The sequence below is a fragment of the Vibrio sp. Isolate23 genome, assembly GCF_022398095.1.
GTDB lineage: Bacteria > Pseudomonadota > Gammaproteobacteria > Enterobacterales > Vibrionaceae > Vibrio > Vibrio coralliilyticus_A.
On sequence record NZ_JAKEUV010000012.1, the window covers coordinates 20,273 to 39,450 of the forward strand.

Consider the following 19,178-nt stretch of genomic DNA (forward strand, 5'->3'; position numbering starts at 1 on the left):
TTCCTTTGGTTGGGTTATGCAGGGACTTCATCGCGGCGAAGCATTTCTCCAGCTAAAGCCAGATAGGCTTTTGCGCCTGCGGAGTATTTGTCATAGTACATGGCAGGTTTACCATGGCTTGGCGCTTCGGCCAGACGAACATTACGAGGAATAACAGTGCGGTACACCTTGTTACCAAAGTGCTTTTTCAACTGATCGGAAACTTCATTGGATAAGCGGTTGCGAGGATCGTACATGGTTCGTAGTAAACCTTCGATTTTAAGGTTTTCATTCACCACCGCTGCCAACTTACTGATGGTATCCATCAATGCTGTTAAACCTTCCAGCGCAAAATACTCACACTGCATAGGTACCAAGACCGAATCTGCTGCGGCCATGGCATTGATTGTAAGAAGGTTTAGAGATGGAGGGCAATCAATAAAGATGAAATCATAGTTATCGCGAACTGCAGCCAAGGCATGTTTGAGGCGAACCTCACGCGCAAACACTTCCATTAGTTTAATTTCTGCCGCTGTGACATCACCGTTAGCTGCGATCAGGTCATAATTTCCTGATGTTTTACGGCACACAACATCATCAAAAGCGACATCCTCAACCAGCAGTTCGTACGCTGTTGCATCTACCTGATACTTGTCGACCCCACTGGCCATAGTGGCATTGCCTTGCGGATCGAGGTCAATCACCAATACCTTACGCTTAGTCGCAGCCATAGACGCGGCTAAGTTGATGCACGTTGTTGTTTTACCAACTCCACCTTTCTGGTTGGCGATTGCTACGATTTTTCCCACGATGAACCTCGCTTTTATTCCTTGCGGGATAAGATTACTAGATGACGCTCACCTTCCAATTCAGGAACTTGCAAAGCTTTGATGTCGGTCACAGAACACCACTCTGGAAGCTGCTCAATCTCATCCTGTGGTAATTGGCCCTTCAGGGCCATAAAACAGCCTGTATGCGCTTTAGGTAAGTGATGACACCACTCGACCATGTCCACCATAGAGGCAAACGCTCGGCTTAACACGCCATCAAATTTGTCTTGTGGCTGAAATGCTTCAACACGGCTTTGAATCGGCGTGACATTGTCGATCTTAAGCTCGTGCAACACCTGTTTGATAAAACGAATGCGCTTGCCAAGGCTATCAAGCAAAGTAAATGCCATATCAGGGTTCATAATCGCCAGAGGAATACCAGGTAAACCCGGACCAGTTCCGACATCAATAAAGCGTTGCCCTTGCAGATGCGGGCTAACCACTATGCTATCGAGAATGTGTTTCACCAGCATGTCACCGGGATCGCGAACGGAGGTCAAGTTATAGGCCTTGTTCCACTTGTTGAGCATTTCTACATAGCCAACCAGCTGTTCTCGTTGATGTTCGGAGACGTCCAGCGAAGTTTGAGCGATCAAAACGTCTAATTGTGTTCGTAACCCACTCATTTATGCTTCCTCGCCTTTTTTCAACATGCCATGTTTTTTGAGGTGAACCAGCAGAATCGAAATCGCGGCAGGCGTGATACCAGAAATACGTGACGCAATACCAATTGACTCAGGTTTCGACTCATTCAACTTGGCCACCACTTCATTGGACAGCCCTTTCACATTGGTGTAATCCAGATCCACGGGCAACTGTGTATGCTCATGACGAAGCGACTTTTCAATCTCGTCTTGCTGACGTTTAATGTAGCCTTCGTATTTGACTTGAATTTCTACTTGCTCAGCCGCCTGTTGATCGTCCAGAGCAGGTGCAAATGCGTCCAGTTCAGTTAGTTGGGAGTATGTCATTTCTGGACGGCGCAGCAGATCTTCACCACTTGCCTCACGGGCCATTGGCGTTTTGAGATGCTTATTCAGCTCATCAATACCCGCAGATTTAGGGTTCATCCACGTGTCTTGCAATCTTTGACGTTCTTTCGCCATGTTTTCGATCTTTTGATTAAAGCGAGCCCAGCGTAGATCATCAACTAATCCTAACTCGCGCGCTTTTTCTGTCAGACGGAGATCCGCATTATCCTCACGCAGCAGTAAGCGATACTCTGCACGAGACGTAAACATGCGGTATGGCTCTTTTGTCCCCATTGTCGATAGGTCATCAATCAATACTCCCATGTAAGCTTGATCTCGACGTGGACTCCATCCGTCTTTGTCCTGACTATACAGGCTAGCATTCAAACCTGCCATCAGACCTTGCGCCGCGGCTTCTTCGTAGCCTGTAGTTCCATTAATCTGGCCAGCAAAGAATAAACCACTAATAAACTTCGTCTCGTAAGTCTGTTTTAAATCACGTGGATCAAAGAAATCATATTCAATAGCGTATCCTGGACGAACGATATGTGCGTTCTCAAAGCCTTTCATTGAACGAACAATTTGCACTTGAACATCGAACGGTAAGCTGGTGGAAATACCATTTGGGTACAACTCATGAGTATTGAGGCCTTCTGGTTCGATAAAGATCTGATGGCTGTTCTTGTCGGCAAAACGCATCACTTTGTCTTCAATTGATGGGCAGTAACGTGGGCCAATTCCCTCGATCACACCCGCATACATAGGGCTACGATCTAAGTTTTTTCGGATCACTTCATGTGTTTGATCATTGGTATGAGTGATAAAACATGGGATCTGTTGTGGATGTTGATCCCTGTTGCCCATAAAAGAGAAAACAGGTGTTGGATCATCACCGTGTTGAGCTTCAAGCACTGAAAAATCAACCGTACGTGCGTCAATACGTGGTGGTGTGCCCGTTTTTAGGCGATCAACACGGAACGGTAATTCACGTAAACGATCCGCTAAAGCGATCGAAGGTGGATCACCTGCACGACCTCCAGAGGAACTTTCCATGCCTATATGGATTTTACCTCCAAGAAAGGTTCCTACGGTCAACACAACAGCTTTAGCATGAAAGCGCAGCCCCATTTGAGTGATAACACCAACCGCTTTGTTCTGCTCAACAATCAAGTCATCTACCGATTGTTGGAATAGTGTTAGGTTCGGGGTATTTTCTAACGCCTCACGTACATAAGCTTTGTAGAGTGCTCGATCAGCTTGAGCTCGTGTAGCACGAACAGCAGGCCCTTTAGATGCATTAAGCGTCCTAAACTGAATACCAGCGTGGTCGATGGCTTGGGCCATTAAACCACCCATGGCATCCACTTCTTTGACTAAATGACCTTTACCGATTCCCCCAATTGCAGGGTTACATGACATCTGACCTAAAGTGTCGATGTTATGTGTCAGTAACAGTGTTTTTTGTCCTGTACGAGCTGATGCGAGTGCGGCTTCCGTTCCTGCATGTCCGCCACCAACAACAATGACGTCAAAGTTTTCGTGATAAAGCATGAACTGACCTCTGGTATTCAAATAGAGAGATGGACAGATAAAAAGAGCGCTATTCTACCTGCTTTCCCATGGATAGAAAATCGCTTTTCGCGTTTTTAATTTAAGCCTCTGACAAAGATTATTTCTATAGGATCTCTATATATGATCTTTTATTGGATCTATTATTAGGATCGACGATCTCTGTGGATAAGTGAAAAATGATCAACAAGATCATCGTTCTTGAACGGATCATATGATGTGATCTTACCTTGATCACTTTGAGGATTTCCTGAGATCAAAAAGGCTAGTTATGCACAGGTGAAAATAAAATTCAAAGTTATTATTGGGATAACTATAGGTTAATAACCGGATAGATCTTATTTTATCCACAGGAGGGAGAAAAGGGATTTTATGAGTTGTGGAGAGAGGAAGTGGCTGATGGCACACTTCCTTAAAGAGTAAGACTACAGCTTGTTGATATGCTCGTTTAGCCACACCTCTGCGGCATCTTCAGGAACATCGTGGCTGAGAACATCGATGGTTAGACAATCCGCCACTGGTGTCGCTCCAATGTCGGCTAGTAGGGCATGGGCGTGCTGGCCTGCGGCACAGAATGTGTCGTAGCTAGAGTCGCCAATGGCAATGACCGCATATTTGACGTCAGACATACGCGGCGGTGTATCTTGTAAGGCTTGAATAAACGGTTGAATGTTATCTGGATACTCACCCGCACCGTGAGTTGATGTGATGAGTAGCCAAGTACCCTGTGCTGGTACTTCTTCCAATACCGGTTGGTTGTGGATACAAGTCTTAAAGCCTTTTTCAATCAGCAGATCACTCAGATGATCACCCACGTATTCAGCGCCACCTAATGTACTGCCTGTGATTATTTGGATCATAGAATTTCCTTTTACCTAAAAACAGCGCGACGGGAAACGTCGCGCATGTATGATTATTTGCCGATACAGAAAGTGAAGTTTCCCATAATAGATGGCCTCGCGCGACGTCTTGGGGACCGATTGGGGACCAAATTGCAATTTATGGTCAAATTCTTACTTCCCAAGATGACTTCCATCATAGATCAGGATGGGAAAAGTGGGAATGGTGGGAAACCGGATCAGCTTTCACTATCTTTCTCTTCAGCAACGACAAACAAGAGAGGTTTTCCACTCTCTAGCAGGTAAGGTGCGATTATCGTTTCCTTACTAAAGTGAATCTTCCCTTTTGCTATATAAATGAAGATCCAATCGGGCAACTTACTGCTAATAGCAGCATAAAGTGCATCAGAAGGGATGTTACTATTCTTGCCTGGCGAAATTCTAAATCTCTGGTAGTAGACGTGATGGTTGGATTCAAATGCAAAACTTTCCTGTCCATCGTTGACGAAAGACGGTGACATCGTTCTTCTCGGTTCGAAAACTTCTGCGGTGATATAGCATAGGTCCTGGTTTGTCATACCAGCTTGGTATTTTGGACATTGGTAGTCTGCACTATGGAAGTAGAACTCTATCTTTTGTTCTGAATTGCCATTCGTGCGCTCATAGTTAATAGATTGTTCTTGAAGCACGGTTTCGATGGCTGCGTTGAAGTGGTAGAGCAACTTTTGCTGTGCGTCTCGAGCGGATGTCGCTTCTTGTATAGGCATCCAAGCAATAATGCTGTTTCGTGAAGCGGTATCAGGCTGTTCCAGCAATGACGTTAGCAAACCAAGGCTTAGTCCTTCACTTAACTCAAGTCCCGCGCCTACTGAAGACGTGAGCAACAATGTATTTCCTGCGGCAGCTTTCGCGAGCTTAAATGCCTCAAAATCTTTCATTGGAATGACTTTGTCTTCTGTTTGGTAGAGCCCACCTGCATGAGCAATGTTATGAGCACGGCTGTGGCTGTTGTCATATTGGATAGGAGTTGATGTAGAGGCGCATCCAGTGAGCAAAATGAGTAACGATAATGGAGTGAACCTAGCCTTCGGTTTCATGAGAAATTTCCTTTTCAAAACAATTTGATTTTGCAGTTATTTATCGGGTGATCACCAAATAGACACATTGTGGATAAGCAGGAGATATCTTTTGATCTTTAAACTCACCAGTTGTTGTTCGGGGGCTTTGCTATGGATCGTGGATCATTTTGTTATTACGATCCTTCCCAGTAGGAGCGAAAGTGATCATCACCTACCCATATCAATCAATCTTCCAGCCATAAGCTTCACCTGTCATGTCAAAGTGCCTGTTCTTCATCAACAAACCAGTGCTTGGGTTGATGCGTCGAGGCGCTCGCTTAACGTAAGACGAGTCATTGAGCTGAATGTTCTGTTGGTGCAAATGCCAGACATGAATGAAGAAATAGGTGAGGGCGGCGGCACTAGCGAATAGCCAGTTTATATAAAAGAGTACAAACCAAAATAACAACGCGATGTACTTATTTTTGTGGATAACATCCAGAGGCTTATGTAGCCAAATAACGCTTGGGAAGGCCATCAACATCACACCCCAGCTTTGATATACAGTCACTAACGCACCAAGACAAAAAACGCAAAATAGTGCGAACTTTTTTAGTGTTTTCATCTTAGTCTCCATCTTGTGCTTAGTTTTCCTAAGTATACAGGTATAATTAAAACTTAGAAAATCTAAGCATCGTAGGTTGATGATGATTCTCACTTGTCTAAAACAAATCCATTTCCACAGCGCCTTAAACAGGCAAGAAATCACGTTGGTATCAGCCAGAGGGAGCTTGGTATCCGTTTGGGTATGGACCCAAGTTCAGCGAGTGGCCGTATGAATCATTATGAAAAAGGGCGTCATATGCCCGATATCGGTACGCTACAAAAGCTTGCTCAGGAGCTCGGTGTGCCTGTTGCGTATTTCTTTTCAGATTCCGACAGCTCAGCAGAACTGGCATGTTTGATTGAAAAGCTCAGTGAAACTAAAAAGCAGGCGCTTATTGAGCAGCTCAGGCAGGAGCTCGATAACATCGACCAGCAATAAAGTTATCGCTCTCGTCCGGAATACCAAAATACTCCACCGACTGCGGCGACTGTCAGTAATAAACCACCCAGCCAAATCCAAAGCTCCATAAAACCTCCATTAATTTTGTTTCTCTTTAGCTTAGTATTGCTAAGCCTCTACTACCTTAATTTTACCACCTATTTTGCAAATGCAAGCCCAAGCGACAAAGCTCCACACCAAGCGATGTGGAGCAAGCAAATACATTAAGTGTTGTATTTATTAGTGGCTTTAGTGAGTTCTTTAATGGCTTCGGCCAGTGTGCTTATACGGATGACACGTTGATCCAGCTTTTCTAACTCATCGAGCAAATGCAAATACAGCGGGATCTCCCAGGGCATTGCGTTTGAAAAACGTCTCAATACCCCTTCGGATACTTCTTTTTCTTCAAGCTCTTCGTCTGGATAGCGATGAAGAATGAGGCGATACCATGTGATCTCTGGTAAGCCTTTTGATTTTTTGACTTTGAATTTGTAGCGTATTGGATATTTCACTTTGTACTTAGCTGTCAGAGCTTTGCACAGCTTTTCCAATCGTGCTTCAAGGTCTTTGGCCGCAACCATTAGTATCTTTGATTCATCGGCGACAAATAGAGGTAAATCTTTTATTACTTCTGGCTGTGGTGATTGTTCTGGCAGTGCAATATCAAAATCTGACAGGTCTAGCTCTTCGCAATAGTTTGTAATGCCAACGGCAGGTTCTTTTTTAGTCATGTAGCATCTCCATTTTTTTGAAGTGTTTATGTAGCTTGTGAAGTCGTTTTGTACAGGTTTGGGCCTTCTTCTTGATGGCTAGAATTTCATGGCGTATTTCACGGACGAGAGCAAAGCCATCTTCGGTGTAGTCGATAAGATCCGACTCCCACTCCTTATTGGCCTTTGAAAACCGTCCCTTTGGGTAGCGAAAACCTTTGCCTTTGCGGATATGTGTAGAGCGAACGCGGTACTTTTTATTGTGTCGCTGCGCCATTTGGTTCTCACTCATGTACCAGTTATGGTGCCATGCGGCCTCGAACGCGTTGTCACGGTTGCGGACTCGACAGGCGAAATGACCGGGGTTTATGTCTTTATAAGAGCGGTGGATGCGCCAGAAATTGTTGGCGTAGCAACTTGCTAGAAACTCCAGCAGATAAGGCTCTTGATCAGTAAAGCGTTCGACTTGTGCCAGAGCATTGAGTGATTGTGAAAGTGCTAGCTCGAAAGCTTGCTTCTCTTCGGTTGGTTTGCACTGCTGTGCCATTTTATGCCAGCGATAAGCTGCGCTGTTCTCATCTAACATCGTTAGGTTACTCCATGGTTTTGCTTGTTCGTCACCAATTACCGTAACCCAGAGGTCCTTTAGCTATAGCACGCGAAGCTGCCCATTTTGGGCGCTAGTATTTGCCCTATATCCCAGCAGCTAAAGCTGCAATAGCAGCGTATCCTTCCCTGGGAGCCAAGCACCTGCTTTCCAGATCTCTATCTTTGTGGGAGGTCTAAGCTAATAATCCATGACTTGTTAATGACGGTTGTTGGGATGCTGTTACTCACAGTCCAGTATTTGTGGGAGATGGCTTAAGATTGTTGTTTGTTCTGGGATTTGATGAGTGGTAATCCAATTATTGTGGGATGTTGGAGGATTTTATTGCTGATGCCCCATGGACTTTCACATGTGAAAGCCCATGGGGCTGCACGCGGTGTGCTGTTAGCAAGAGTGCTTTTGGGTTGCTTTTCGGTAAGTAAAGAGAAGTGGTACATGAAAAAATAGATTGAAAAGCTATCCTTAGATAGCATTTCATCGGTTTTTGTCCATTATGAAGGCACTCTATATTCGTATTGAAATCACAGTAATACAGTACATTTTTTAGTAATATGTAACCTATTGATTATTTGAAGGAATAATGACCGTTGAAATTTGCACAAGCTCTCAGCATTCTCTCAAAGTCTTCACCGTATGCGGTCAGTACTGAGAGAGAGCAGAATCAAGATTACCTCGCTGAATACAAGCGCTACATCTACATCAAGACAGATATAGAAGCGGATTTTAAGAAAGCTCTCTTATCGGCCAAGCCCAATCAAATCATCTTCCTATGCGGAAGTAGCGGTGATGGCAAATCCGAGATCTTGACGCAGTACAGCCAAAAGCACAAAGTGACTCATGACTTCCATTTGGATGCAACGCACAGCTTTAATCCGAGTCAGACTGCCATTCAAGCTCTCGATCAGCGCTTCTCCGAGTTCAAGCAAAGCAACAAACCACTCGTTGTGGGTATCAATGTGGGTATGTTGGGTAACTACGCAGAAGAAGGCTCTGAAGAACATAGCGACATCAAAAAGGTGGTTAGAGACTTTCTCTCTCGCAAGCTTTCGAAAATTCCAGAGCAGTACGTGTTCTTGGATTTTGAAGACTATCCAAAATTCACCTTCGATGCAGAGGGCAGTGCATCAGACTTTGCTGAGCAGTTTCTGAAAAGACTGACTGCGCAGACGCTTGATAACCCGTTTTATGTGCTTTACGACAATGAGCGTAAATCTCGGGGACATACTCGCCTGACCGCTAATTATGCTCTACTGAGTCGGCCCGCAGTTCAGGAGTCCCTGATTGGATTACTACTCAAAGCTCGCCTTATCAAAGATCAGTTCCTCACGGCTCGAGCGTTACTGGATTTCACTTTCCAGTTGCTTGCAGCTGATGGCTACTTGTTCGACAACTTGTTTGCGGGCAGCGATAACGAGCTGCTATCCCGCATTCAGGGTTTTGACCCAAGCAATCTGCACACGCGTAAAGTCGATGAGTTTGTGCTTCAGCATGGGCTGGGCATTGAAGATGAGTGGTTCAGTGCATTTAGGTCAAAAATTAACGAGCTTGGTTTTTACGAGTTAACCGAAGCAACGTCTTTCCTTCGCCTTCTCTATTTGCTTCGGGGTGACAACGAGTTCTGCAATGAGTTTGTAACGCCGATCCAAAACGAGTTTACAAACAATCTGGTAGAAACCTATGCATCTGTTTGGATTCTACATCGTGATTTTGATGGTTCAGGAAAGATGCGTAAAGAGCTTGGCAGTTTCTATAAGGAAACTCTGATCGCAGCGCTTCACCGCTACTGTAACCGTCATGCCCCAACACTCGACAAAGACGAGTATTTAGTATCTGAGCTTAATGGCTACAAAACGGCAGTGTCTCTTGAAGTTAAACCAGATTTTTCAGCAATTCAAAACAACGTACTCGAAAAAATAGGCACCTTCAATGCGTATTTGAAAGTCGATGGCCAATCGCTTAAGCCAATGCCGATTAGCATCAGGCTATTTGAGCTGCTAGTGAAAATAGGTCAGGGGTACCGCCCCAACAAGCATGACAAAAATGCTGTTCTTTTGCTTGATGAAGCACTGGAGCAGATGCTGACAGTCGCTAAACAAAAAGAGACCTTGTTTATCCTGAGGAGGGATAAACGCTACAAAATCGTGAAAGAAGAAAGTGACTATTTTGAAGTGAGTGGTATGCGCTAATGACGACCGATAATTTCACACTACCGATAAAGGCCGGTTTGCCACAAACTGCCGCTGATAAGTTCCAAAACAAGAATACCCTGAACAGTTACATTCCGATTCGAACCAAAGGCAACGACTTTGATTGGTCTGCTGTTGTGGGGTTGGTGCTTCGCGGCTTACTTCGTAAAAAAATCGAAAAGTATACCTACCTAGATTTCGCTGCGGACTGTAAAGCCAACTTACAAAGCAAACTGGGCGAAGAAGGTTTTTGGGAAGTACTGGAAGATATGTATTTTGCCAACCAAGACATCTTCTCGGTAAGCCCAGAATTTTTGTTGTTTAAGAGCCAGAAAAGTGAGTGCAAAGCAGGCGATCTACGTGTGGCATCTCTCTTTATCAACCTGTTAAATGGTCGACAAATTGAGCAGTTTGATGCCAACTTGAACTTCATCGAACAAGAGCTGTTAGAAACCCTGCGTTCCAAAACCAAACCAGATACCGACAAATCACTACGTGCTTCGGAAGCGCCCTATTTGCCATACATGGCCGAGGCATTTAAACGTGATCTCGAATTTTTAACCACGTATCCCAAATACCTGCTGGATGAGTTTGAACAATTCTTGGCATTTTACGGGTTTGCTTACACGGCTCAGCTCAGTCTATCGCTATCTGATTGGAAAACCGGTGAAGCCCCCAAAGCAAAACCGCTCTATTTCATCATGGATCATGAACGCGCCAGCGGTGAGCGAATTCATGTGAAAAAGCACGGCTACAAGCTCTTTAGTGAGTCTTCTTTCAAGCTGTTTCCCGTCCTTTCTATGTTGGAAAACATCCAGCCCAATCCGGACGAAACGAAGAAGCCTTTATGGCAGCTGGCGAGAGATATCGAAAACTCGCAAAGAAGCGACCTGGCTGATCAAATTAAAAACTATGCGCTGATGTTCCGAGCCAACCGCAAACTGGACACTGATATTCCTAGGGACGCAGTAACGGCCATTGATTGGCTGGAATACGCGTTAAAGCTAGCAGAAGAGCAGTTCCGGGACCCGAAAACAGATCGACCAGCCATTATCAAAAAGTACATGACTGAGGTTGAGAAGAATATGGCCGCTGACTTTGTGCAGGCTCGCGGTCGCTCAGGTCGAGTGCTTGTCCTTACGCAGGACCATATTATTTTGCTGACCAACCTGGTGGTGGGAAAAGAAGAGAAGCTCCGCTTCCATGAGCTAATTCTCGGCTTTCAGGATAGGGGAATATTTGTTGATAAGCAGACAGAGCAAGAGCTTATCAAGTTCTATGAACGAATTGGTAACGTTGAACGCATGAGTGATAGTGGAGATGCAGTGTATGTGCGCAAAACAATTTGAATCGTTTCTGGTTGAGCAGTTTTTACTGCATGCGGAAGGAAACATATGCGCAGGTTATCGCTACCAGTTTAACTCACCTGATCACGGTAACAGCCAGCGCTTGTTTGATGCGTTACTCCGTCGTAAGGACGGTGAGATTATGGTTAGTAACAAGGTGGCGTTGAGCTACGTGAGCGTCCAAGGCTGCAAAGTGGTTCCTGTGCTTCATGGCGAAGAAGACGGAGAAACCGGGTTTACCGAGAACTATATTTCTCACCTGCGTGATGAAATCGCAAGCCAAGAAGGTGCTCTGAAGGGCTGTGCGCTGGTGGTCATTCACAACAGCCGCCTTGATACCCTTATCAACTCAGCGGAAGACTTGGGGCAGCCTGGGCAAGTTTGGAGCCCTGAGAACATCAAAGTCGCACTTAGCGGTTTTATTGAACAAACTGACAAATCCCGAGATGTGTCACTTTGTCTGCTGGATGACCAGTTTGACGCGATCCTAGAAGATGGCGCCACCATGTTTGGCTTCGAATCGCTGTACAAAGCGGTCGAAGATGGCGAGCTTTGTTTTAGCGAATTGGGAATGTTCGATGACCCTTTTGTTGCGGAGCTATCTGGTAATCGAAAGCAGATCAAACAACGGTTGGAAGAGAACCGCGCGCTTTACCAAGAGTTGTCGTTTGAAGTCGAGCACTTTGGTCAGCAACTCGAAGAAAGACTGAAAGGCTTTAGCAGCAAGTTTATCAAAGAACATTTTTCTGACGATGGTTGGAAAGATGTGGAGTTTGAAACTTATCGAGAAGAGATCAAAAAGAACAAGATTCAGCACCTTAAGCATGAAGGTGAAGAAGAGACCAATGATGCGCAAGTAATTGGTCGCTACCCAAAAGAAACCAAAGCGGGCTTGCGTGACCGTCACCTGATCATTGCCCTCGAGGAAGGACAAAGTGAGTTTGAACTTAAACTGAGCTTTTCTGGCACCAGCGATTTAAGCAAAGAACAGTTTAAAGTATCGCCAGCGAATGCACTAGGCAAGCAAGAGGTCATCAGTACGCGCCTAACCAGTAAAGGAGCAAACGCCACTCTAGCGGCCAGTTATGCCAATGAGCCTCTGTTTTTCACGCTAGCATTGAAGCGTGACAATACCTCTGAAAATCATAACTTCCGTTGCTTGGTCGTCAGAAAAGGCGAGTTTGACCTAGAGGCATTTAAAAACATTTTCGTCGTTGAGCCTTCGAAAAAACGCCTTACCTTGAAAACAGAAGATAACAGCCTGGTTATCAACCCCGCGTTAACTGTAAGCCGAAGCCTAGATGATGTTGGTGAAGTGGTTGACCGCGCAGAATTTGGTGTTGTCGATTTTGAATCTTTGGCTAACGAGTCAGAAGATATCGGTTTTGTGGTGAAATCAGGTGATAACACACTGGCATTTCGCATAGAGGGTGAGACGGTAGAAAGCAGCTTGTCCTTCCCACTGCTGCTTAACCAATCGCGCTTCCATAAGTTGTTTGATGATGACGTGTTTGGCGAGCTTTACCCGAGTAAAGATGTTGTCGCGATTGATAATAGCGAATTTCGCGTTATGGAGCCGCGCATTAGCTTACTTCGTTGGGAAGAACGTTTCGTTCAGCAAAAGCAAGTCTATCTGGCTGAATCCAACAGCATATCGTTGGAAGAGTTAAGGTCTATTGATGACAATCTCCACTCTGCATACCAAGCACTGTTTGACTATCTAGCAAGCCGAAGGACAACGATTTCGCTGGTGTCGTGGGGGCCTCAATTTACCGCACTCGTGAAAGCGACCGTGGATGCATTCCTTGATTATTTCAATGCGATCAAAGCTGGCGGCATGCTAACCAAAGAGCAAAAGTTGGTGATGCAAATCGGTTTGGTTCGCGAGAATGGCGAAGAATACTACTCGCCTTTTCACCCGCTGGTGCTGGCGTACTACTTAAACCTTTGCAATGAAATGCAAAAAGATGACAGCTTTGCTGACTTGCCAACAGTCACGTTCAATCGCTTGGGGCCAAGTGGATTGCTTCCGTATGTTTATCATCCAAAGCATGAGTTTGCCTACAACCAGCAAGTGACTGAAAACGGGTTTTGGGTAAAAAGCGTCCCTCATCAGAAAAGCTGTCTGAAGTTCGTTCGCAAGCTAGTTAAAGAGAAGATCAACGAGTTCCAGAAAGCGTTTCGCCACTTGTTTACCGGCTCAGAGAAGAGTGTGCTGGTGAATGCAGTCAATCAAGAGCGTGCAGAAGAGCTATTCCTCGGTTTGGTCGACTATGTAAAAGACAACCTGGATAAAGCGGCGTCAATCCATATCAACCTGTACGATGATGCCTTGGTTTTCAACGCCTTTGATCAGTTTGCAGAAACGTCGAACTACGAAGAACTAAAGTCTTGGTTAGAGCTGGACCGCGGAAAAGTGCGTGAAAACGCCGACACCATTATCGACATTCTTCGTACCCGCCTTACTTACAGCAAGTTCACCAATGCCCATAGCGAACGCGAAGGGCAAGCTTACTCGCACCTATCATTTTTCAGAAACAACGACAACGTGAAGTTAACGACCTTGAGCGTTGACGACATGCCGAGCGGTATTGCGTGTGATGGTCTGCTAACGGGCGACGCCTCCAAAAGTGATGAAGGCTCGTACTTCACTGCATTTGGTTTGCAAAACGTTCAATACCGTAACCAACCGCACCTGGAAATGGCGAAGTATGTTGGTTCCTTAATGGAGCCAGCATTAAAGCCAAGCACGCAATACTCGGGTGCCAATGCTCCTGCGCTTGCGGTCAGTGAAGACTTTAAATCGCTGCTAGATCGCTCTTATGACAGCTCGATTTGGACCACCATCATCGACCCTAAGGTGACGCTGGACTTCTTCCACGCCAATCAAGATGTTGTGCTTATACATTATTCCGATCAGTACACCAGCTCTGCCAGTTACGATGCCATTACGGTAACCGCACAGCGCGGATTGTTCGAAAGAGTGGTAGCGCAAAGTGGCGGTGGTCAAATCAACGAGTTCAATGCCTTTAACGGTGATTGGCTGCTGAAGATGATGACCTGCAACGACACCATTCGCAAAGAGCGTACTGGCATTATCGGTGCCTATAAGTTTGCGACCTGTCTTGTGCATAAATCTGATATCACCTGGGTGCCGCTATCTGTCGGTGAGATGATCCGCGTATCAGGCAACATCGGCCTGAAAATGACGGACAGTGATTTCTCACGCAATGTGCAGGGATATAAAAAAGGTGCGATTTCAGATGATGTATTGCTGGTGGGCTTTAAAGAGGGCAACCTTTATCTGCTTCCTGTCGAAGTGAAAGCTGGCTCCACGCCAGACTATAAAAAAGCAGTACAGCAAGCGAATGAGCTTCGCCGCTATCTAACAGAGCTTTTGAGCGACGAGACACTGGCGTCGAAGCTATACCGAGGCTTGTTTATCCGCCAGGTGTTGATGCAAATCGACAAATACCGTCTCTACAACGTATTCAGCAATGACTATTTCGAAGCCCTGCTTGCAGAGAAAGAAGAGTGGCTGCGCGGCAACTACACAATCGCAGAGCTTGAGAACTACCCGGCAGGTCTAGTGGTTAGCCATCTTGAAAGCGGAAGCTGCTTCGAGCCTAGCTACAACATGCAAGATGGCGTGTTGAAGGTTGACCTTCCGATGTCTTTGCTGCCTTCACTGGTGCAACACCCGCTTCAAGTGCTAATGAACGAAAAGGACATCGCGCAGATCTGCCATGTGCCAGCGGAGTATATGTTGGTGGGGCAGACAGCTTTAAAAAAAGGAGGGGCACCCATCCCATTAGACGTTATGGTCGATAAGCCAGAGAATTTAAAACCGAACCTCCAAACTGAGGCTCCGTCAAAGTTAGCTGCAGAGCCAACCCCAGATTATGCGAGCGAATGCCGAGTGGAGATTGGCCAGAATACACTTACTGGCGAAAAAGTTTTCTGGGAGTACGGGCACAAGGATTTAGCAAACCGTCACATGATCATTTTTGGTAGCTCAGGGCAGGGTAAGACCTACTGTATCCAAGGTTTGTTGATGAGCTTGGCCGATGCTCAAATTCGATCGCTGGTGATTGATTATACAAACGGTTTCTTACCGAATCACCTTGAGCCGGAGTTTATTGAACGAACAAATCCTAAATCCAATATTCTTTGTAATGAGCCATTTGGTATGTCGCCATTTAGAGCTCAAAAGCAAGATTTTGGTGGGATTTTTATCGAAGAGAAGCCTCATATGGTGGCTGGAAGGGTAGCCTCTGTTTTTAACAAGGTATATTCGACTATTGGCGAGCGCCAGATAGCAGTGCTCAATGAAGTTATTGAGTTTGGTGTGCAGCGCTATGGCAGTGCTTACAGTTTGCAAAATATGTTGGATGACCTAAATGAGGAAGAAACCGCTGGTCCTGCGCTTGCAAGCAAGCTGGCTCCTCTGGTCAAGTCCAACTTGTTTTCATCTGACAGTGATAAAAGCTGGAAAGAGGTGTTCGAGAGCGAAACACACAACTCAACAATTATGCAGCTCGCGTCGCTTAACCACGATATTTCAATGATTTGTACTGAGTTTTTGCTTTGGGACCTCTATTCCTACGCATGTAGTTACGGTAGTAAGGAAAAACCGCTACCTATAGTGTTAGATGAAGTGCAGAACCTTGATCATCGCCTTGAGAGCCCGCTAGGCAAAATGCTTACGGAAGGGCGTAAATTTGGGGTATCTCTGATTCTGGCGACTCAAACGCTAAGTATGCTACGCAAAGATGAGCAAGATCGCTTGTTCCAGGCGTCTCACAAGCTGTTTTTTGCTCCAGCTAAAACAGAGACAAAGACCTACGCGAAAATTCTTGAACTGAGCATGCCAGGAACAAAGCAGGCTGAGTGGGAAAAGCAACTCGGGGATCTATCAAAAGGGCAATGTTTATCAGTTGGTTACCATTTGGACAAAGGGCAGTTGAAGATGAGTGTGAAGAAAGTGAAGGTTTCTTCCATGTCATCCCGCCTGAACCGCTCTGAAGCTTGAAACGAGGTAAGTCGATGGAGCTTTCTGAAAAAATTCAATTAATTTCACGCTGGCGGAGAGGAGACTAAAGGGCTCCTCATAAGCCTTTGATGCTGCTATATGCCTTATCAGAGTACAAGCAGGGTCACCAGCGCCTATTTCGGTTTGAGGATGAAGTAGACCAGCAAGTCAAAGACTTGCTGGTGCAATACGGCCCAACAAGAAAGGCCTATCATCCTGAGTACCCATTTTGGCGTTTAGCCAATGAAAAAGAGCCCTTTTGGGAGCTTATCAACGGTGAAGAGTGCATTCCACGGAAGAGTAACACTGACCCTAAAAAGTCAGAGTTGATAAAATACAACGTGATGGCAGGGTTTGATGAGGAGTAATTTCGGACAATTCTCGCAAACTCAAAGCTGATTGATGATATTGCATCAAAAATCATTCAGGATAATTTCCCTGAGACACTGCAAGAAGAGCTGTTTGTGCTATTTGGCTTTGAGGTGAATAACTCAACCAAGTCGAGAAACCCAGAGTTTCGTAGGAAAGTGCTTCGCGCATACAACTACAAATGTGCTGTATGTGGTTTTGATTTAGCGTTGGATACCGTGCCGTTTGCCATTGAAGCTGCTCATATCAAATGGAAGCAGTATTCCGGGCCCTAAGTCTCGAATGGTATTGCGCTTTGTAGTATCCACCATAAAGCACTAGATCGTAGTGCCATAACCTTCGATAGCCATTTCAAGGTCAACGTTTCTCCTGCTGTCACAGGTGGAGAGTTGGTTGAAAGGTTAATTTGGGACTTCGGTGGTAAATCGATTCGGTTACCTCGAGAAAGCTACCAATATCCAGCAGAGAGAATGGTTGAGTGGCATGTGAAGGAAGTTTTTAAGGCTTAAGACCTCTAAGTCATGCGCAAATAGACATTATATTGTTCATTAGTGAGAAGTTGGACAGCTAATGATTAGTGGAAAGGCAGAGTAAGCCTTGTAGTGTTTGACTTGCTGTCTTTAAGAAGGTGGTTGAAATGGTTTTAGTTATTTAGGTTTTTAGATGAAAAGAATTGATGCAGCCAATAAATGGCTTGAAAAATTATTGGAAAATCTTGAGGTAGCAATTGTTAAGCTATTCGGGTATTGGGGAGAGTTGCTTTTTGGTATGCTAAAGATCCCATTTCTAGTGATTAAAAACCCTAAATTTGTATTTCCTTTTATTATCATAATGTTGATATCGAGCGCTGGCGTTTGGGCACCGTGGGCATTTAAAATAGACCTGTCAGGCGTATGCAACACCAATGTTAACGAAGTTCATGTTCTTAATAATGAAAATTTGAAATCTATATCAGTGGAAAGGTTTAAGGTGGCATTTGATATATCTTGTGATTATGTGAAAAGCATGGATATTATTTTAATGCAAAGTTTTTCTTTGTTCATGTTTAATGTTGGTATTTTAGGTGGTATTGCAGCTGAGTTTGTCTTAAGAACAAAAGTTGAAAATGAAAGAGAAAGGACTGATAGCGAGAAAGTAAAAGAATATGCTGCATTCTTATTTTGGCTTTTAGCATTTATTTTGTCTTTTTATGGCCTTAAAGAGCCTTCGGAGTCTAGCACTATGGTAAATATAGCTACTTGGTTATCAGTGTCGCTCTGGATTTGTACTAATTATCACAAAAAGGAGTATGAGATTCCTACTGATATTCGTTCGACTGAAGGTGGGACTAACTTATCTGAGCAGTCTTTTTCTGGTCCTGGCTTGAGCTCTGAAAGTGACATTGAGAACGCTGATATAGCAGATACTGAGCTTAATGGAAAGGGACTAAAATGATGATGGATTATCATGAGTTTTATGCGTTTCGAGTAAGGCAGCCGTTTGCTGATTATTTCTCTTGTGTTATTCCATCTGACATCTTAAGACAAGTCAGTTATTCACTTAAAGCTGTAAATTATAAGGGCAATGTTGAAGGTGTCCAACGTGTGTTGAGTCCCAAGAGGCTTCAAGAAATAGCAAATTATATTGATAGTGATTCTTGTGCATTTCCAAACTCCATTATTCTCGGAGCCAATTTTTTGGAAAATGGTCGCATCGCTGCTGATGATAATATGTGTTATGTTGAAGAAACCAACTTGGGAGATAATATCTATAAGTTGAAGATACCCAAAAACTCAAAGATATTATCGGTTATTGATGGTCAGCATAGATTATATGCATTTGATAATGCGAGTGGAGAAATGGATCTCACATGCTCAATATATCTCGATTTGGCAATGCCATATCAGGCATATCTATTTTCCACCATAAACTACACTCAAGGTAAGGTGGATAAAAGCCTTGCATATCAATTGTTTGGGTATGAGATGGAAATTAAAGAAGCTAAATATTGGCCGCCGGAAACATTAGCAGTATCGCTTGTAAGGATTCTGAATAAGAAAGAACCATTAAAAAATCGGGTAAAATATAGAACTTCAGATGAGAAGAATCTCTCAATAGAAGAGAGAAATAAACTACCAACTTGGCGTATTTCTACTGCTGCAATGGTGGAGGCAATATTGTCATTAATTAGTAAAAATCCTAAAGATGATAGATATTTGATGAATACAAAGTTGTATGCTGATTCATCTAATATATATGGAAGAAAAATCTTAGAAGATGATCCAAGTTATCCACTCAGGAAGTTCTACATAGATAACAATGACAAGGCTATTGAGCAAGTCTTGCAAATGGCTTTAGAAGCTATGAATGATATCTTTTGGGAGTCGACTCCAGATACTCATTTTTTGAAGAAAACAGTAGGCATTGCTTGTGTATTTAAGTTTTTGAAAAATGTTTTGATGAAGCATGGTGTATCATTGTCAACAATGAAAAATGAATTCAAGACATATCTGGAAAAAATTAAAGAAATCGAAGATTTCTCGAATGAAGAAGATTATCCGTCAAGTACAAAAGGTATGAATAAAGCTTATATACGCATGGTTGAAATAATGGAAAGTCAGCTACAGTGATAGTTTAAATAGCGTACATAATTTGTCC

Annotated in this window: 14 protein-coding genes and 1 pseudogene; 7 read left to right on the forward strand and 8 right to left on the reverse strand. The window is 44.2% G+C overall.

Features of this window, described 5'->3' with window-relative positions; translation table 11 throughout:
* Window positions 1-14: 14 nt before the first annotated feature.
* From L1D31_RS20140 to L1D31_RS20165, 6 genes are all read right to left on the reverse strand, one after another.
* Entirely contained in the window at window positions 15-788 is a 774-nt protein-coding gene (locus L1D31_RS20140; protein ID WP_239838792.1) for a ParA family protein, read from the reverse strand.
* Between the two features lie 14 nt (window positions 789-802).
* Window positions 803-1,435, reverse strand: coding sequence for a 16S rRNA (guanine(527)-N(7))-methyltransferase RsmG (gene rsmG, locus L1D31_RS20145; RefSeq protein WP_239838793.1), 633 nt, complete (start codon window positions 1,433-1,435; stop codon window positions 803-805).
* On the reverse strand, window positions 1,436-3,331 hold the full coding sequence (mnmG, locus tag L1D31_RS20150) for a tRNA uridine-5-carboxymethylaminomethyl(34) synthesis enzyme MnmG (protein ID WP_239838794.1): 1,896 nt from the start codon (window positions 3,329-3,331) through the stop codon (window positions 1,436-1,438).
* A gap of 443 nt (window positions 3,332-3,774) precedes the next feature.
* Window positions 3,775-4,209 (reverse strand): FMN-binding protein MioC, encoded by a 435-nt coding sequence (mioC, locus tag L1D31_RS20155; RefSeq protein WP_239838795.1) that lies wholly within the window; start codon window positions 4,207-4,209, stop codon window positions 3,775-3,777.
* 218 nt (window positions 4,210-4,427) lie between these two features.
* Window positions 4,428-5,285 carry a hypothetical protein gene (locus tag L1D31_RS20160; RefSeq protein WP_239838796.1) on the reverse strand — a complete coding sequence of 286 codons (858 nt, stop codon included), beginning with the start codon at window positions 5,283-5,285 and terminating at the stop codon, window positions 4,428-4,430.
* Between the two features lie 202 nt (window positions 5,286-5,487).
* Window positions 5,488-5,871: a hypothetical protein gene (locus L1D31_RS20165; protein WP_239838797.1), complete on the reverse strand. Its 384-nt coding sequence runs from the start codon at window positions 5,869-5,871 to the stop codon at window positions 5,488-5,490.
* Between the two features lie 93 nt (window positions 5,872-5,964).
* On the opposite strand from L1D31_RS20165, the gene L1D31_RS20170 reads away from it, so the two are divergent.
* On the forward strand, window positions 5,965-6,291 hold the full coding sequence (locus L1D31_RS20170) for a helix-turn-helix transcriptional regulator (protein WP_239838798.1): 327 nt from the start codon (window positions 5,965-5,967) through the stop codon (window positions 6,289-6,291).
* Between the two features lie 224 nt (window positions 6,292-6,515).
* Here L1D31_RS20170 and L1D31_RS20175 read toward each other — a convergent pair whose 3' ends face one another.
* Together L1D31_RS20175 and mobI are read right to left on the reverse strand one after the other, a co-directional pair.
* Entirely contained in the window at window positions 6,516-7,022 is a 507-nt protein-coding gene (locus L1D31_RS20175; protein WP_239838799.1) for a hypothetical protein, read from the reverse strand.
* Complete coding sequence (gene mobI, locus L1D31_RS20180; protein ID WP_239838800.1) at window positions 7,015-7,587, reverse strand: conjugative transfer protein MobI(A/C); 573 nt, start codon at window positions 7,585-7,587, stop codon at window positions 7,015-7,017. Before mobI ends, L1D31_RS20175 begins: the two co-directional genes overlap by 8 nt.
* Window positions 7,588-8,195: 608 nt before the next feature.
* Here mobI and dptF point away from each other — a divergent pair.
* The 6 genes and pseudogenes from dptF (at window position 8,196) to L1D31_RS20215 (ending at window position 19,150) form a co-directional block, all read left to right on the forward strand.
* Window positions 8,196-9,794 (forward strand): DNA phosphorothioation-dependent restriction protein DptF, encoded by a 1,599-nt coding sequence (gene dptF, locus L1D31_RS20185; protein ID WP_239838801.1) that lies wholly within the window; start codon window positions 8,196-8,198, stop codon window positions 9,792-9,794.
* Window positions 9,794-11,143, forward strand: coding sequence for a DNA phosphorothioation-dependent restriction protein DptG (gene dptG, locus L1D31_RS20190; protein WP_053320914.1), 1,350 nt, complete (start codon window positions 9,794-9,796; stop codon window positions 11,141-11,143). Before dptF ends, dptG begins: the two co-directional genes overlap by 1 nt.
* Window positions 11,124-16,172: a DNA phosphorothioation-dependent restriction protein DptH gene (gene dptH, locus L1D31_RS20195; RefSeq protein WP_239838802.1), complete on the forward strand. Its 5,049-nt coding sequence runs from the start codon at window positions 11,124-11,126 to the stop codon at window positions 16,170-16,172. The genes dptG and dptH overlap by 20 nt, the downstream gene beginning before the upstream one ends.
* A 14-nt stretch (window positions 16,173-16,186) precedes the next feature.
* Window positions 16,187-17,050, forward strand: a pseudogene (locus L1D31_RS22700) (phosphorothioated DNA-binding restriction endonuclease).
* Between the two features lie 154 nt (window positions 17,051-17,204).
* Window positions 17,205-17,975: a hypothetical protein gene (locus tag L1D31_RS20210; RefSeq protein ID WP_239838805.1), complete on the forward strand. Its 771-nt coding sequence runs from the start codon at window positions 17,205-17,207 to the stop codon at window positions 17,973-17,975.
* Window positions 17,972-19,150, forward strand: a complete 1,179-nt coding sequence (locus L1D31_RS20215) for a DGQHR domain-containing protein (RefSeq protein WP_239838806.1) — start codon at window positions 17,972-17,974, stop codon at window positions 19,148-19,150. Before L1D31_RS20210 ends, L1D31_RS20215 begins: the two co-directional genes overlap by 4 nt.
* The last annotated feature ends 28 nt before the right edge of the window (window positions 19,151-19,178 follow it).

What these genes read in the sequence shown, in the direction of transcription:
- mobI (WP_239838800.1), bottom strand. Translation starts at nt 7,587, where the DNA reads ATGTTAGATGAGAACAGCGCAGCTTATCGCTGGCATAAAATGGCACAG.
- L1D31_RS20215 (WP_239838806.1), top strand. Translation starts at nt 17,972, where the DNA reads ATGATGATGGATTATCATGAGTTTTATGCGTTTCGAGTAAGGCAGCCG.
- rsmG (WP_239838793.1), bottom strand. Translation starts at nt 1,435, where the DNA reads ATGAGTGGGTTACGAACACAATTAGACGTTTTGATCGCTCAAACTTCG.
- L1D31_RS20165 (WP_239838797.1), bottom strand. Translation starts at nt 5,871, where the DNA reads ATGAAAACACTAAAAAAGTTCGCACTATTTTGCGTTTTTTGTCTTGGT.
- dptG (WP_053320914.1), top strand. Translation starts at nt 9,794, where the DNA reads ATGACGACCGATAATTTCACACTACCGATAAAGGCCGGTTTGCCACAA.
- L1D31_RS20160 (WP_239838796.1), bottom strand. Translation starts at nt 5,285, where the DNA reads ATGAAACCGAAGGCTAGGTTCACTCCATTATCGTTACTCATTTTGCTC.
- mnmG (WP_239838794.1), bottom strand. Translation starts at nt 3,331, where the DNA reads ATGCTTTATCACGAAAACTTTGACGTCATTGTTGTTGGTGGCGGACAT.
- mioC (WP_239838795.1), bottom strand. Translation starts at nt 4,209, where the DNA reads ATGATCCAAATAATCACAGGCAGTACATTAGGTGGCGCTGAATACGTG.
- L1D31_RS20210 (WP_239838805.1), top strand. Translation starts at nt 17,205, where the DNA reads ATGAAAAGAATTGATGCAGCCAATAAATGGCTTGAAAAATTATTGGAA.
- dptH (WP_239838802.1), top strand. Translation starts at nt 11,124, where the DNA reads ATGTGCGCAAAACAATTTGAATCGTTTCTGGTTGAGCAGTTTTTACTG.
- L1D31_RS20175 (WP_239838799.1), bottom strand. Translation starts at nt 7,022, where the DNA reads ATGACTAAAAAAGAACCTGCCGTTGGCATTACAAACTATTGCGAAGAG.